Annotated in this window: 12 protein-coding genes; 6 read left to right on the top strand and 6 right to left on the bottom strand. The window is 62.2% G+C overall.

Annotated features, from left to right (window positions below):
* The first annotated feature begins 122 nt into the window (after positions 1-122).
* From ACEN8Q_RS01415 to codA, 4 genes are all read left to right on the top strand, one after another.
* Positions 123-1,202 (top strand): patatin-like phospholipase family protein, encoded by a 1,080-nt coding sequence (locus tag ACEN8Q_RS01415; RefSeq protein ID WP_413423027.1) that lies wholly within the window; start codon positions 123-125, stop codon positions 1,200-1,202.
* A gap of 75 nt (positions 1,203-1,277) precedes the next feature.
* Positions 1,278-1,634 (top strand): 6-carboxytetrahydropterin synthase QueD, encoded by a 357-nt coding sequence (queD, locus tag ACEN8Q_RS01410; protein ID WP_008021670.1) that lies wholly within the window; start codon positions 1,278-1,280, stop codon positions 1,632-1,634.
* Positions 1,635-1,779: 145 nt separating this feature from the next.
* On the top strand, positions 1,780-2,562 hold the full coding sequence (locus ACEN8Q_RS01405; protein WP_413704379.1) for an alpha/beta fold hydrolase: 783 nt from the start codon (positions 1,780-1,782) through the stop codon (positions 2,560-2,562).
* A gap of 113 nt (positions 2,563-2,675) precedes the next feature.
* Positions 2,676-3,920, top strand: a complete 1,245-nt coding sequence (codA, locus tag ACEN8Q_RS01400; protein WP_413704378.1) for a cytosine deaminase — start codon at positions 2,676-2,678, stop codon at positions 3,918-3,920.
* 119 nt (positions 3,921-4,039) lie between these two features.
* Here the strand turns inward: codA and ACEN8Q_RS01395 are convergent, their stop codons facing one another.
* Positions 4,040-5,032, bottom strand: a complete 993-nt coding sequence (locus ACEN8Q_RS01395) for a diaminopimelate epimerase (RefSeq protein WP_413704377.1) — start codon at positions 5,030-5,032, stop codon at positions 4,040-4,042.
* Between the two features lie 165 nt (positions 5,033-5,197).
* Here ACEN8Q_RS01395 and ACEN8Q_RS01390 point away from each other — a divergent pair, with 165 nt between their 5' ends.
* Positions 5,198-6,349, top strand: a complete 1,152-nt coding sequence (locus tag ACEN8Q_RS01390; protein WP_413704376.1) for an MFS transporter — start codon at positions 5,198-5,200, stop codon at positions 6,347-6,349.
* A gap of 145 nt (positions 6,350-6,494) precedes the next feature.
* Here the strand turns inward: ACEN8Q_RS01390 and ACEN8Q_RS01385 are convergent, their stop codons facing one another.
* From ACEN8Q_RS01385 to ACEN8Q_RS01375, 3 genes are all read right to left on the bottom strand, one after another.
* Positions 6,495-8,918, bottom strand: coding sequence for a TonB-dependent siderophore receptor (locus ACEN8Q_RS01385; RefSeq protein WP_413704375.1), 2,424 nt, complete (start codon positions 8,916-8,918; stop codon positions 6,495-6,497).
* A 98-nt stretch (positions 8,919-9,016) separates the two neighbouring features.
* Positions 9,017-10,000 (bottom strand): FecR family protein, encoded by a 984-nt coding sequence (locus ACEN8Q_RS01380; RefSeq protein ID WP_413423015.1) that lies wholly within the window; start codon positions 9,998-10,000, stop codon positions 9,017-9,019.
* Between the two features lie 40 nt (positions 10,001-10,040).
* The gene (locus ACEN8Q_RS01375; protein WP_413423013.1) at positions 10,041-10,541 is read right to left on the bottom strand and encodes a sigma-70 family RNA polymerase sigma factor; all 501 of its coding nucleotides are present in this window, start codon (positions 10,539-10,541) and stop codon (positions 10,041-10,043) included.
* A 234-nt stretch (positions 10,542-10,775) separates the two neighbouring features.
* Here ACEN8Q_RS01375 and tynA point away from each other — a divergent pair, with 234 nt between their 5' ends.
* Positions 10,776-13,061, top strand: a complete 2,286-nt coding sequence (gene tynA, locus ACEN8Q_RS01370) for a primary-amine oxidase (protein ID WP_413704374.1) — start codon at positions 10,776-10,778, stop codon at positions 13,059-13,061.
* Between the two features lie 124 nt (positions 13,062-13,185).
* Here the strand turns inward: tynA and ACEN8Q_RS01365 are convergent, their stop codons facing one another.
* Together ACEN8Q_RS01365 and ACEN8Q_RS01360 are read right to left on the bottom strand one after the other, a co-directional pair.
* A complete protein-coding gene (locus ACEN8Q_RS01365) occupies positions 13,186-13,494 on the bottom strand; it encodes a cupredoxin family copper-binding protein (protein WP_111285877.1) in 309 nt (102 codons plus the stop codon).
* Positions 13,495-13,508: 14 nt separating this feature from the next.
* The gene (locus tag ACEN8Q_RS01360) at positions 13,509-14,477 is read right to left on the bottom strand and encodes a metallophosphoesterase family protein (RefSeq protein ID WP_413704373.1); all 969 of its coding nucleotides are present in this window, start codon (positions 14,475-14,477) and stop codon (positions 13,509-13,511) included.
* Positions 14,478-14,579 lie beyond the last annotated feature (102 nt).

Below are 14,579 nucleotides of genomic sequence, written 5' to 3'. Positions count from 1 at the left end.
CTTGCTCGCGAAGAGGCCGTGTCAGTCGACATCAATGTTGACGGTCAAACCGCTTTCGCGAGCAAGCCCGCTCCCACAGTGTTCGTGTTTATAATTTCTGCTGGCCACACATCGAGACCGTAATGACCGCCATCCACATCAAGTTCCCTTCCCTGACCCTCAAGGCCGGTCCGCGCGCCTTTGCGCACATCCGCGCCAACGGCCTGGATGCGGCTGAAGTCGGCACCTTGCCCGGTGCGGCCGGCGGTCCGAAGGCGCTGGGGATTCAGGGGCTGGACCTGGCGCTGTTCGGCCAGTGGCTGCCGGCGGCACCGCGGGAACGTTCGCTGATTGGTGCATCGGTGGGTTCCTGGCGCTTCGCCAGCGCCTGCCTGCCAGACGCCGCCGAAGGCATCCGGCGTCTCGGGCAGCTGTACACCGAGCAGAATTTCGCCAAGGGCGTGACCATGGCGCAGATCAGCCAGAGCTCACAGCGCATGCTCAATGACCTGCTCGAAGGTCGCGATGCCTCGATCCTCGACAACAGCGATTACCGCCTGAACATCATGGTGGTCAAAAGCCACGGCCTGCTCGCCGACGATCACCGCGGACGCCTCGGGCTGGGCCTGTCCTCGGTCATCGCCGACAACCTGCGCGGCCGGGCGCGGCTGGCCCGGCACTTCGAACGCCTGATCATCCACGACCCGCGCCTGGCGCCGCCGGTCGACGCCTTGCACGACTTCCCGTCGCGCTTCGTCGCCCTCAACGCCGGCAATCTGCGCCAGGCCCTGCTGGCTTCGGGCTCGATCCCGATGGTGATGGAAGGTGTGCGCGACCTGCCGGGCGCTGGCGCCGGCACCTACCGCGACGGCGGCTTGCTGGACTACCACCTGGACCTGCCTTACAGCGGCAACGACATCGTGCTTTACCCGCATTTCACCGATCGGGTGATTCCCGGCTGGTTCGACAAGACCCTGCCGTGGCGCCGCGCCTGCCCGGCGCGCTTGCAAAACGTGCTGCTGCTGGCGCCGTCGAAGGACTATCTGGCGCGCCTGCCCTACGGCAAGCTGCCAGACCGTAACGACTTCAAGCGCTTCATGGGCGACGCCCCGAGCCGGCAGAAATACTGGCGCACGACCATGGACGAAAGCCGCCGCATGGGCGACGAATTCCTCGAACTGGCCGCCAACGGTCGCCTGGGCGAGCGCTTGCTGACCCTTTAGTCAGGACAAACTGGTAAACTCGCCACCTGCCCGAATCGCTGCGGCGAACGCCACCTGAACAGAGCTGAAGATACTGTGGAAATTTTCAAAGAGTTTACCTTCGAATCCGCCCACCGCCTGCCCCACGTACCGGACGGCCACAAGTGCGGGCGCCTGCACGGTCACTCGTTCAAAGTGGCGATCCACCTGAGCGGCGACCTCGACCCGCACACCGGCTGGATCCGCGATTTCTCGGAAATCAAAGAGATCTTCAAGCCGCTGTACGAGCGTCTGGACCACAACTACCTGAACGACATTCCTGGCCTGGAAAACCCGACCAGCGAAGTGTTGGCCAAGTTTATCTGGCAGGAATTGAAGCCTCTGTTGCCGGAACTCAGTGCGATCCGCATCCACGAAACCTGCACCAGCGGTTGCATCTATCGCGGCGAATAGCCCCCACCTGTAGGAGCGAGCTCGCTCGCGATGGACGCCAGAGCCCCGCGGGCTGCCAGCTGCCGCGCGTTATCGTTGACGTTCTTCGCGAGCAAGCTCGCTCCTACAGCCGCTGGATGAGGTTTTTGACTTCAAAGGACATCAGGTGCGCTACGCCATTCACGGCGACGGCCCGCCGCTGGTGTTCGTGCATGGCACGCCCTTTTCTTCCTGGGTGTGGCACCGGATAGCGCCGCACTTCATCACCACACACCGCGTGTACTACTTCGATCTGCTGGGTTACGGGCAATCCGCACAGCCGGATGGCGATGTGTCCTTGGGCGTGCAAAACCAGCTGTTGGCGCAACTGCTGGAGCATTGGGGCCTGGATCGCCCCGACGTGGTGGCCCACGACTTCGGCGGCGCCACCGCCCTGCGCACGCATCTGCTCGATGGCAAGGATTACCGCAGCCTGACACTGATCGACCCGGTAGCGTTGACACCCTGGGGTTCGCCGTTCGTGCAGCATGTGCGTCAGCATGAAGCGGCGTTCATCGGATTGCCCGATTACATCCAGCGCGCCATCGTGCCGGCCTATATTCGCGGAGCCATCCAGCGCGACATTCCCGACGCCGAACTCGCCCCCTACGTACAGCCATGGCTGGGAGAACCGGGGCAAGCGGCGTTCTACCGGCAGATCGCGCAGATGGACGAGCGCTACACCCTTGAGGCGCAGGGGTTGTACCCGACGATTCGCTGCCCGGTGCAGATTCTCTGGGGTGAAGACGACCGGTGGATTCCCGTCGAACGCGGGCGGGCCTTACACCAGATGATTCCCGGCGCGCAGTTCCATCCGATACCCAACGCCGGGCACCTGGTCCAGGAAGACGCGCCTGAAGCAGTCATCGCTGCCTTGATGCGGTTCTTGCCCCTGCAAAAAATCTCCTGAACAAACCCAAATCCCACATTTGGATTACGCTGATCAATGTCACTGGCACGAGTTGCCACCAGCGAGCTAACGTAGAGGTATTGCCTATACGACTCGCTAAAAGGATCCGCCCGATGCACATCATCAATGCCCGTCTGCGCAACCAGGAAGGCCTGCATGAGTTGTACCTGGAAAACGGCCGGATCAGCAGCATCTCCCGCCAGATCGAAGCCCCGACCCTGGGCCCTGACGATCTGGATGCCGGCGGCAATCTGGTGGTGCCGCCCTTTGTCGAGCCGCACATTCATCTCGACGCGACCCTGACCGCCGGCGAGCCGCGCTGGAACATGAGCGGCACGCTGTTCGAAGGCATCGAGTGCTGGGGCGAGCGCAAGGCAACCATCACCCTGGAAGACACCAAGGCCCGCGCCCGGAAAACCATCCAGGCCCTCGCCGCCCATGGCATCCAGCATGTGCGCACCCACGTCGACGTCACCGACCCGCAACTGACTGCGCTCAAGGCGATGCTCGAAGTGCGCGAGGAAAGCCGGCACCTGGTCGACCTGCAAATCGTCGCGTTCCCCCAGGAAGGCATCGAGTCCTACCGCAATGGTCGCGAGTTGATGGAAGAAGCCATCCGCATGGGGGCGGATGTGGTGGGCGGCATTCCGCATTTCGAATACACCCGCGATCAGGGCGTCAGTTCGGTGAAGTTCCTCATGGACCTTGCCGAACGCAGCGGTTGCCTGGTGGACGTGCATTGCGACGAAACCGACGACCCGCACTCACGCTTTCTCGAAGTGCTGGCCGAAGAGGCCCGCAGCCGCGACATGGGTTCGCGGGTCACGGCCAGCCACACCACGGCCATGGGCTCCTACGACAACGCCTACTGCGCCAAGCTGTTTCGCCTGCTCGGGCATTCGGGGATCAGCTTTGTCTCCTGCCCCACTGAAAGCATCCACCTGCAAGGGCGCTTCGATAATTTCCCGAAACGCCGGGGCGTGACCCGGGTCAACGAGTTGCTGGAAGCGGGCATGAACGTGTGTTTCGGCCAGGACTCCATCGTCGATCCGTGGTATCCGCTGGGCAATGGCAACATCTTGCGGGTGCTCGAAGCCGGTCTGCACATCTGCCACATGCTCGGTTATCGCAACCTGCAAAGTGCGCTGGACCTGGTGACGGACAATAGCGCCAGAGCCATGAACCTCGGCGATCGATATGGCCTGGAACGCGGGCGACCGGCGAACCTGCTGATCCTGTCGGCCGAGAGTGACTACGAGGTCATCCGCAGCCAGGGGTTGCCGCTGTACTCGGTGCGCGATGGCAAGGTGTTGATGAAGCGGACGATACCGGTGGTGGAGTTCAGTGGGGTGAGCTGAGTTTGGTGTTGACTGGGCAGGCCTCTTCGCGAGCAAGCCCGCTCCCACATTTGATCGCGTTTGTCCGGGCAACTCGCTCAATTGTGGGAGCGGGCTTGCTCGCGAAGGCGATCTGACAATCAATCGATCATTCGAGCCGTACCAAACAGGCTGACCCGACTCAACGTCCCCTGCTCTTCCTCCAGCAAGATCGGCGCCGTGCCCCCCGGCATCGTTACCTTCACTTCCCCGGCACTGACCCAACCCACGCGCCACGCCGCACAGGCCACTGCGCCGGCACTGGTCCCCGACGACGCCGTCGGCCCCTCGCCCCGCTCGAACACCCGTGCAGCGATGTGCCCTGCGGACAAGCGCATCGCCCATTGCAGATTGATCCCCGCAACACAGGGTTGTCCTGCCCCGGTCGGCATCGCGTAGGCGATTCGCGTCAGCCCTTCGCCCAACGCCGGCTCGCGCATCTGCTCGTTGCTCGGCAAGGCATCGGCGCTGTCGACCAACGTCACGCAATGCGGGTTGCCGACCCGCGCGAACTGGCTGCGCGACCATGCGCCATTGAGTGTCGACAACTGTTTGACGTGGCTGAGCTCATGGCCGTTCAACAGCGCCGTTTCAACGCCCGCGGCACTGACCGCCGACGGCCCGAACCCAGGCTGGCCAAGGTCAAGCCAGAAACCCTTCACGCCCTCGACTTGAGCGGTTTTCACCGAAGTCTGCCCCGGTGAAGCCGTGTCGGTTTTATCGTGATGCACCCTGAGTTCACAGGTTTCGCCCTGCGCAAAAAAACCTTGGTCGCTCAGCGCCTGAGAAAAGATCGTCAGCCCGTTGCCGCTGCGCTCGGCCAGCGTGCCATCGGTGTTGACGATCAGCAGATCGAAGGGAGACGACGCCTGGAACGGTCCGACCAGCAATCCGTCGCTGCGATGATCCTTGCCGCCGACCGGCTGCGTGCCGGGTGCCCAGCTACAGCAAGCCTCGATGGCCGCCACGGCCCATGCCTGACGGGTTTGTGCGGCGTGGCCGGCCTGATCGGGCAAGTCGATACCCTGGCGGCGCAGTTCTTCGGGCGCCACCACGATGTAGATATTGCCCCGTGCATCGTACCTCTGCGCCATGGCGCCCTCCGTGTGTCATTGGAATGGCTCAACATATCGCGAAACACAGCGGCGCTGTGCAACGATGTCGCCCTGTTTGACCGCAAAACTTTCCGGGCACTGATCGAACCCTCGCCGGCCGATCACTGTCCGTTGAGGACGTGACGTTTTTTGCCAGGGATTGATATGACCAGCCTCAACAACCAAACCACCTTCGTTCCCGGTCGCCTGGAACAGATGTCCACGCGCATCGCCTTTTTCATCGCCGGGTTCGGCATCGCCGCGTGGGCGCCGCTGGTGCCCTATGCCAAGGCCCGGGCCGGGCTGGATGAAGGCACCCTGGGCCTGTTGCTGCTGAGCCTGGGTGTGGGTTCGATTCTGGCAATGCCTCTGGCCGGGATTCTGGCCACACGTTTCGGCTGCCGACGCGTGGCGACCGGTGGGACCCTGCTGATCTGCGCCGCCCTGCCGCTGCTGGCGACGGTGTCGTCGATTCCGGCCCTGATCGCTGCCTTGTTCATGTTCGGCGCGGGTCTGGGCACGGTGGATTCGACGGTCAACCTGCAAGCGGTGATCGTCGAGCGCGCCAGCGGCAGGAACATGATGTCGGGTTTCCATGGCCTGTTCAGTCTCGGTGGCATAGTCGGCGCGGCAGGTGTCAGTGCCTTGCTCGGGCTCGGCATTTCACCACTGGGCGCCACGCTGGTGGTGATCGTGCTGCTGTTGATCGCACTGGCCAAGGCCGTGCCACACCTGTTGCCCTATGGCAGCGAAAGTTCGGGCCCGGCGTTTGCCGTTCCCCATGGCATCGTCCTGTTCATCGGTGGCATGTGCTTCATCGTGTTCCTGGCCGAAGGCGCGGCACTGGACTGGAGCGCGGTGTTCCTGGCGCAGGAGCGCGGTATCGACACCGCCTACGCGGGGCTCGGCTACGCAGCGTTTGCCTTGACCATGACCGTGGGACGCCTGACCGGTGACAAAATCGTACGGCGGCTGGGCGCGAAACGAGTGATTGTGTTCGGCGGGCTGACAGCCGCCGCAGGCTTGTTGCTGGCGACCTTCGCACCGGGTTGGGAGGCGGCGCTGGTGGGTTATGCGCTGCTGGGTGCCGGTTGCTCGAACATCGTGCCGGTGTTGTACACCGCCGTGGGCAAGCAGACAGTCATGCCCGAGAGCATCGCCGTGCCGGCCATTACCACCCTGGGTTACGCGGGCATCCTGGCGGGGCCGGCCGTGATCGGCTTCATCGCCCATGGCAGCAGCCTGAGTTTTGCCTTTGCCTTGATGGCGGTGCTGCTGGTGGCGGTGGCCGTTGGCGGGAAAGTGTTGAAGGTCTGAAAAGCTTCCACCGGTAAACCTGCGAACCAAATGTGGGAGCGGGCTTGCTCGCGAAGGCGTAGTGTCAGCCAACATCAATGCTGAATGACACACCGCTTTCGCGAGCAAGCCCGCTCCCACAGGGTTTCTGGGGCACCTCAGTCTATCAGAACCCGACACTGGCCTGCACGAAGAGCGTGCGCGGCGCACCGACGTACATGCCCGAGTTGTTGTCGCTGGAGCGGGTGAAGTACTGCTTGTCGAAGATGTTTTTCACCCCCGCTCCCAGCTTCAGGTTCGACACCTGCGGGCCGAAGTCATAGCCGCTACGCACGTTCCAGGTCACGTAACCCGGAATGTCACCGAACTGGCCGTCGGCGCTGCCTTCGGTGATGTAGTTGCCGTTGAAGCTGCCGTCGGCGTTCACGCCGGTGCCCGGCGAGCGCTGCTTGGATTGGGCGAACGCGTCGAGGTTCCAGGTCCAGCGGTTGATGTCGTAACGCAGGCCGGCAGTGGCCACCTGACGGGAGTAGAACGGCAGGTCACGGCCCTTGAAGCCCGGGATGTCACCTTCGTTGGTGGCGCGGGTGTAGGTGAAACCGGCATTGGCGGTCAGGCCGTCCAGGCGGGGGTCCAGCGCGGCCAGATCGTAGTGCACCGACGTTTCGATGCCCTGGTGCTTGGTCGCGCCGAGGTTGGTCCAGCCCACATCATTGCTGATGTATTGCAGTTCGTCGTCGAAGTCGATGTAGAACAGCGTCACCTCACCGCCCCACACGTCATCGTTGTAGCGCGTACCGATTTCGTAGGTCTTGGCCTTTTCTGGTTGCAGGCCGTTGGCTGTGTTGTCGCCGATACCGCCCTGACCCAACTGGAAGTACTGCAGCGCACCGAACGAGGTTTCGTAGTTGGCAAACAGTTTCCAGGCATCGGACACGTGATACATCACGCTCAGGGCTGGCAGCGGCTCGTTGCTTTCGATGCTGCGGTTTTTCTCAGGCACCCGTTTACCGGCGTTATCGAGCACCGGGCGGTCGTGCCAGTCGGTGCTGATGTGCTCGAAGCGAATCCCCGGAGTGACGGTCCAGTTGCCAACGTCGATCTTGTTGTCGACGTAGACCGAATTGGCCTCGGTTCCACCGGTGCGGTCCTGATAGACATGGCCGTCCGCCCCCGGACGCGCGACCGGCTCGTTGTTGACCAGCGCCACACGGCTGGCCTCTTCGTGCATGGCTTCCTTGAGGTAGCGATAACCGACGCTGACTTCCTGGGTGGTCGGCCCCACATCGAAGACATGTGACACCCGTGGCTCGATGCCGAAGGTGTAGTAGCTGCGCGGATAGGAGTTGAGTGTGCTCAGGTCTCTGGAGGCGATGGTGCTGCCACGAAAACTGTCGGTGTAGTAGGTCAGCACTTCAGCCTGAGTGCGATCGTCGATCTGCCGCGCCCACTTGAACGACACATCCTTGCGGCGGCCGCTGAAGTTATCGTGGTCGCGCACGGACTGGAACGGGTCGGCGTCGAACTGCGCCTGGGTCAGGCCACCGGGCATGTCGGCCTTGGCATCGTAGTAGTGGAAGTTGAGGCTGAAATCATCGACATCGGTCGGCGCCCAATGGGTCTTGAGGATCACGTCGTCGATGTCGTTGCCGTTGTTGCTTTCACGGTAACCGTTGCCGTTCACGCCGGAGTACAACAGCGCCACGCCCATGCCGTTGTCCGCGGTGCCGCCCATGAATGCCGTGTCGATGTGCTTCCAGCCACCGTGCTGCGAAGTTTCCAGGGTGGTGCCGATTTCCGCAGAGGCCTGTTCCGGGATCGCACGGGTCACGAAGTTGATCACACCGCCCACGTTTTGTGGTCCGTAGCGTACGGAACCGGCACCGCGCACCACGTCGATGCTGTCGAGGTTGCCAGAGGAAATCGGGGCCATGGACAGTTGCGGCTGGCCATAAGGCGCGAACGCCGCCGGGATGCCATCGATCAGCACGGTGGAGCGAGGCGACAGGCGCGAAGTCAGGCCGCGCACGCCGACGTTGAGGGAAATATCGCTGCCACCGGTGCCGTTGGCGTCCTGCACTTGCACACCGGGAACGCGCTTCAACACGTCGCCGACGTTCATCGCGCCCTGCTCGACCATGGCTTCGCGGCGGATCACGGTTCGTGCCCCGGGGTGGTTCTGCACCACGGCGGCATCGGCATCGCCGAGCCAGTTGCCGACGACCTTGATGTCAGTCACGCCCAGCTCCAGCGGACCGCTGGCCGTCGAGGCTGGCACCGGCATCAGCGTCACCGAACCTTCATCGATCCGGTATTGCAGGCCGCTGCCTTGCAGCAACTGGCGTAGCGCGTCTTCCGGGGAAAGGTTGCCATCCACCGCCGGAGCCTGCTTGCCGGCGACCAGTTCAGGGCTGAAGAACACCTGAAGCGAGGTCTGCTGGCCCAACTGGCTCAGGGCTTGTCCCAAGGGTTGCGCCGGGATGTGGATGCCGTCGGCCGCAAAGGCCTGGGGCAGCGCTACGTTGACCGCCAGCGCAAGGGCCAGCGGCAACCAGGGGAGTTTGTTGTTTTTAGCGGTGGAGATTTTCACGTCGAACGTAATCCTGTGGATCGCAAGAGTGTGCGCTTGTTAATGCAAACCAGTTGCAGTTGAACAGGAAGACGATGAACTCGAAAAAAACCTGAATTTTATTTTGAAATTATTTCCTGGCTGCCGTCGCCAAGGGTGCGCACGGCCACCGGCAGGATGCTCGGCAAGGCCTTGAGCAGCGCGTCGGTGTTGTCGGACTTGAACACGCTGGTCAGGCGCAGATTGCCCACCGCCGCGTTGCCGACCTTCAGCGGTTTCTCCCGATAACGCGAGACCTGCTCGGCGACGTCAGCCAGGCTGGCGTTGTTGAACACCAGTTTGCCGCTGCGCCAGGCGGTCATTTCCGCCGGGTTGACGGCATAGGCGGCGGCAACGTTGCCCCGGGCATCGACGTGGGTGCCAAGGCCAGCTGTCAGATTGATGAAATCGCTGTCGGCGGCGTCGCGCCCTTGAACCTTGACGGTGCCCTGCTCCACCACCACCCGGGTTGCGCTGGCGCCGCGACGTACATCGAAACGGGTGCCGGTGACCGTGACCTTGCCGCTGCCCGCCGCGACCACGAAAGGCCGGCTGGTGTCATGTTCGACGCTGAACATCGCTTCGCCTTCGCTCAGCTCAACGTTGCGTTGACCCTTTTCAAAGCGCACTTGAATCCGGCTGCGGCTGTCCAGATCGACCACCGAGCCATCCGGCAGCGCCACATGGCGTCGCTCATTCAGGGCCGTGGAAAACTCGGCGGTGTACGGCGCTGGATGATTCAGGCCGTTGAACAGGCCCAGGCCGAGCGCTACCGCCAGCACGCTGGCGGCCACCGCGTAACGCAGCACGGGGCGACGCTTTTTCAGGGCTGGCGGGGTTTCACACAAGGCACGCAAACGCGCCGCCGGCACCAGGTCGGCGGCGCTCCACAACCCCTGGAGCAATTCGAATTCGTTACGGTGTTGGGAGTGTTCGTCCAGCCAGGCCTGAAACCGGCGACGCACTTCGACATCGACGACAGGCTCCTGCAATCGCACAAACCACTGCGCCGCGTCATCGCGAACCGTTGTCTGCCCGCACGCACAATCACGAGTATCCATCATGGAAGTTCCTGTTTGGCTGGGGAGGAGAAAGCGCGGCCGGTCATGACTGCAACCCGTCCAGGCGATCACGCAGGTGCCGAAGCGTGCGGATCATATACTTTTCCACCATGTTCTTGGACAGTCCCAGGCGTTCGGCGATTTCGGCCTGGGTCAGGCCCTCGATTTTCTGCCAGACAAACACCTTGCGGCAGTTGACCGGCAGCTCGGTGAGCGCCCGCTCGATGGAATCCGCCAACTGGATCGCGTGCATGAAATGCTCCGGGTCGCCGGTCGGCGACTCACTGAGATCGATCGCCTCTGACTCCATGGCGCCCCGCCGGTCCTCACGCCGATAACCATCCACGGCGATGTTGCGCGCGGTCTGGTGCAAATACGCCCGGGGCTGCTCCACCTGCGCCGAATCGGACTCAAGCACCCGCACGAAGGTATCGTGGGCCAGGTCCTCGGCCTGCTGACGGTTTCTCAGGCGACGGGTCCAGGTGCCAACCAACTCTTCGTAATGCTCGAAAAAGCCGTGTCTGCGGGGCAGCTTGAGGGTCATTGCGCTGTGCTGTGGAGACGGGGCGTGAATAGTAATGCTTCCTATTAACTTGAAGCAATGCTTTGCGGCCTTCACACCGGTGCACTTTGTCCGCTTGCCATGGTGCATTTCGTCAGCAAAGCTGGATGGCGGCACGGAAGCAAAGAAATCTGGCAGGCATTCAAATGCAACCATTGACGGGTTGTAACAAAGTGCAGGAATGCCCGTACCCGGCTTTTCCCCAGGAATTCACACATGTTCAGCCCCAAAGCGTCGCCCAAAAGAACACCGCTTGCCCGCCTGGCCCTGGCCATCACCTTGAGCACCCTCGGTCTGCCTTTCTGGGCGAACACTGCCCAGGCCCACGGCGGTCACGCCGACATGGTGCCGCTGCAAGCGGGTCTGGAGGCCTTTGGGGCCACGGTGAAATGGGACGATTACGCCAACCTGTTCACCATTGCCAAGGACGGGGTCTATCTCAAGGTCAAGCCCGACAGCAAGGTGGCGATGCTCAACGGCAAGCGTATCGAGCTGACAGTGCCGGTGGTGTTCAAGGACCATACGGCGTTCATGTCCACGGACTTCATCAACCAGGTGTTCCAGTCCGGGCTGGACAAGACCTTCGTCGTCGAAACCCGCCCCAACCCGCTCAACCCCCTGAGCGCTGCCGAAATCACCACGGCCGTGGACATCGTCAAGAAATCGGAAAACTACAAACCCGGTTTCCGCTTCACCGAAGTCTCGGTCAAGGAGCCGCCCAAGGATCAGGTGTGGAACTTCGCTCTGACCGGGCAGAACGTCGCTCAGCCGCGCCAGGCCTCAATCGTGGTGCTCGACGGCAAGCACGTGATCGAGGCGCTGGTCGATCTCGACAGCAAACAACTCAAGTCCTGGAAGCCGATCGAAGGCGCCCACGGCATGGTGCTCCTGGACGATTTCGCAACGGTGCAATCGGCCGTCGAGACCAGCCCGGAATACGCCCAGGCCCTGGCCAAGCGCGGCATCAACGATGTGAAAAAAGTCGTGGCCACGCCGCTGACCGTCGGTTACTTCGACGGCAAGGACGGCCTGGCGCAGGACAAGCGCCTGCTGAAAATCGTCAGCTACCTCAACACCGATGACGGCAACTACTGGGCGCACCCGATTGAAGGGCTGGTGGCGATTGTCGACCTGGAACAGAAGAAGCTGATCAAGATCGAAGACGAAGCGCTGATCCCGGTGCCGATGAAGCCGACGCCGTATGACGGGCGCGGACGCAAGGGCGTCGAGGTCAAACCGTTGGAAATCACCGAGCCCGAGGGCAAGAACTACACCATCAGCGGCAACAGCATTCACTGGCAGAACTGGGACTTCCACGTTCGCCTCGATTCGCGGGTCGGCCCGATCCTGTCCACCGTCACCTACGACGACAAGGGCAAGAAACGCAAAATCATGTACGAAGGCTCGCTGGGCGGCATGATCGTGCCTTACGGCGACCCGGATGTCGGCTGGTACTTCAAGGCCTACCTCGACTCCGGCGACTACGGCATGGGCACCCTGACTTCACCGATCGCCCGCGGCAAAGACGCCCCGGAAAACGCCGTGCTGCTGGACGCCACCATCGCCGACTACACCGGCGCACCGACCGCGATCCCGCGCGCCATGGCGGTGTTCGAGCGCTACGCCGGCCCGGAGTACAAACACCAGGAAATGGGCCAGCCCAACCTCAGTACCGAGCGTCGTGAACTGGTGGTGCGCTGGATCAGCACCGTGGGCAACTACGACTACATCTTCGACTGGGTCTTCCAGCAGAACGGCACCATCGGCATCGATGCTGGCGCCACCGGCATCGAAGCGGTCAAGGGCGTGAAATCGAAAACCATGCACGAAGACACCGCCAGGGAAGACACGCGCTACGGCACCCTGCTGGACCACAACATCGTCGGCACCACGCACCAGCACATCTACAACTTCCGCCTCGATATGGACGTGGACGGCGAGCAGAACTCACTGGTGGAAGTGAACCCGGTGGTATTGGCGAACGACCGTGGCGGCCCGCGCACCAGCACCATGCAGACCGAAACCAAAATTGTCGGCAACGAGCAGCAGGCAGCGCAGAAATTCGACCCGTCGACCGTGCGCCTGCTGACCAACTTCAGCAAGGAAAACAAAGTCGGCAACCCGGTTTCCTATCAGTTGATTCCGTACGCCGGCGGCACGCACCCGGTGGCCAAGGGTGCCAACTTCGGCAAGGACGAATGGCTGTACCACCGCCTGAGTTTCATGGACAAGCAGCTGTGGGTGACGCAATACAACCCCGAGGAAAAATACCCGGAAGGCAAGTACCCGAACCGCTCGGACAAGGACTCGGGCCTGGGGCAATTCACCCAGGACAACCACTCCATCGAGAACACTGACGATGTGGTCTGGCTGACCACCGGCACCACCCACATCGCCCGTGCCGAAGAATGGCCGATCATGCCGACCGAATGGGTGCATGTGCTGCTCAAACCGTGGAATTTCTTCGATGAAACACCGACCCTGAACCTCAACGCACCGTAGGAGCGAGCTCGCTCGCGATGGACGTCAACGATGACGTGGACTGTCTGAATACCCGTGTTGTCCTGACGTTTTTCGCGAGCGAGCTCGCTCCTACAGCGGATCAGTGGATCAGTGGATCAGTGGATTATTGGCTGACCACAATCTTGCCGATCATCTGCGGATGCAGTGCACAAAAATACTCATACTCCCCCGGCGTGTTGAACACCCAGGAGTAACTGTCACCGGTGTCCAGCGCCGCCGAGCGAAATACCTTGTGAGTCTCTGCCACCGTGTGCGGGATCTCGTCATCGTTCACCCACGTCACCTTGGTGCCCACGGCGACCGCCAGATCCTTGGGTCCGAACATGAACTCCTTGATATTGACCTTCACCTCCTGAGCCCATACCGGCATCGCCAGCATCAGGCAGGCAACCGCCAACAGTCGCGTTTTCATTCGCTTACCCTCCCCTAGACCAGTGTCGAATCGATCAGCGCCAGCGGATGCTCACCCTGCGTCGCCCGCACGTCGGTGACTCCCAGATAATTGCGCAGCTGATCGGCGGCCACCGTCATCGGCCCAGGCGTCGGCGCCGTGCCCGGCGCGGGTTGCGGATACGCGGTGCCACGGGCGGTATGAAAGGTGATATTGCCTTCGACCTTCTGGATGACCTGATGGATATGCCCGTTCAATACCGTCACCGAACCGTAAGGGCGCAGCATGGCAATCGCCTGGTCGCCATCCTCGGTGCCCCAACCCCATGGCTGATAAATCGTCCACAGCGGAATATGGGTAAACACCACGATGGGGGTGCTGCTCGTTACAGCGCGCAGGTCGTCGGCCAGCCACGCCAATTGATCGGCGCCAAGGGTCGCCTCATGGCCCGCCTGGAAGTTGAAGACATTCACCAGCGCGATGAAATGCACGCCGTGGTCATCGAAGCTGTACCAGCCATTGCCTTTGGTGCCTTTGCCGTAGCGTTGCAGATAGAGCTTGCCGCCGCCCTCGTCGAGGGTGTCGTGCTCGCCCGGCACGTAGTGCACGGTGGACGGCAGGCCCTTGAGCAACTGGGCGGCGGTGTCGAACTCTTCGGCCTTGGACAGGTGGGTGATATCGCCGGTATGCAGGATCAGCGAGGGCCGTTTTGGCAGCGCGATGACCTTGTCGATGGCCACCTGCAAGGTCTTCACCGGATCCGGGTTGGCCTCCTTGTTGAAACCGATGTGCGAGTCGCTGACCTGCACAAAGTGGAAGTTGCTGGCGAGTGCCTTGGGGTCCGTGACATTTCCCGCATCATCCAGGGCGAAAGCCCGGGGAATGCCGCCGCACAGGGCCCAGACCACGCCGGCCCCGGCCCACGCCGAACATTTGAGCAGCGTGCGGCGGTCAGGATTGAGCAGGCCGTCGACGCGTCGTTGGTGTTTTGAATGAATGTTCATCAGTTTTCCCTCGCAGGCGAACTACAGTGATGCAGCTGACACGAGGTAAAACCTTGTGGGACGGGTCTTTATTCCCGGTCGAAAAATATTCTTTTACCGGGG

The organism is Pseudomonas sp. Pseusp16 (assembly GCF_047324915.1).
GTDB classification, from domain to species: Bacteria; Pseudomonadota; Gammaproteobacteria; order Pseudomonadales; family Pseudomonadaceae; genus Aquipseudomonas; species Aquipseudomonas fluorescens_CD.
Note: the sequence above shows the minus strand (reverse complement) of the source record. Positions and strands in the feature narration are given on the sequence as shown.

Excerpts from the sequence above, each read along its gene's own strand:
- ACEN8Q_RS01365 (WP_111285877.1), bottom strand. The coding sequence starts at position 13,494 with ATGAAAACGCGACTGTTGGCGGTTGCCTGCCTGATGCTGGCGATGCCG.
- ACEN8Q_RS01395 (WP_413704377.1), bottom strand. The coding sequence starts at position 5,032 with ATGGCGCAGAGGTACGATGCACGGGGCAATATCTACATCGTGGTGGCG.
- ACEN8Q_RS01375 (WP_413423013.1), bottom strand. The coding sequence starts at position 10,541 with ATGACCCTCAAGCTGCCCCGCAGACACGGCTTTTTCGAGCATTACGAA.
- ACEN8Q_RS01390 (WP_413704376.1), top strand. The coding sequence starts at position 5,198 with ATGACCAGCCTCAACAACCAAACCACCTTCGTTCCCGGTCGCCTGGAA.
- ACEN8Q_RS01380 (WP_413423015.1), bottom strand. The coding sequence starts at position 10,000 with ATGATGGATACTCGTGATTGTGCGTGCGGGCAGACAACGGTTCGCGAT.
- codA (WP_413704378.1), top strand. The coding sequence starts at position 2,676 with ATGCACATCATCAATGCCCGTCTGCGCAACCAGGAAGGCCTGCATGAG.
- ACEN8Q_RS01415 (WP_413423027.1), top strand. The coding sequence starts at position 123 with ATGACCGCCATCCACATCAAGTTCCCTTCCCTGACCCTCAAGGCCGGT.
- ACEN8Q_RS01360 (WP_413704373.1), bottom strand. The coding sequence starts at position 14,477 with ATGAACATTCATTCAAAACACCAACGACGCGTCGACGGCCTGCTCAAT.
- tynA (WP_413704374.1), top strand. The coding sequence starts at position 10,776 with ATGTTCAGCCCCAAAGCGTCGCCCAAAAGAACACCGCTTGCCCGCCTG.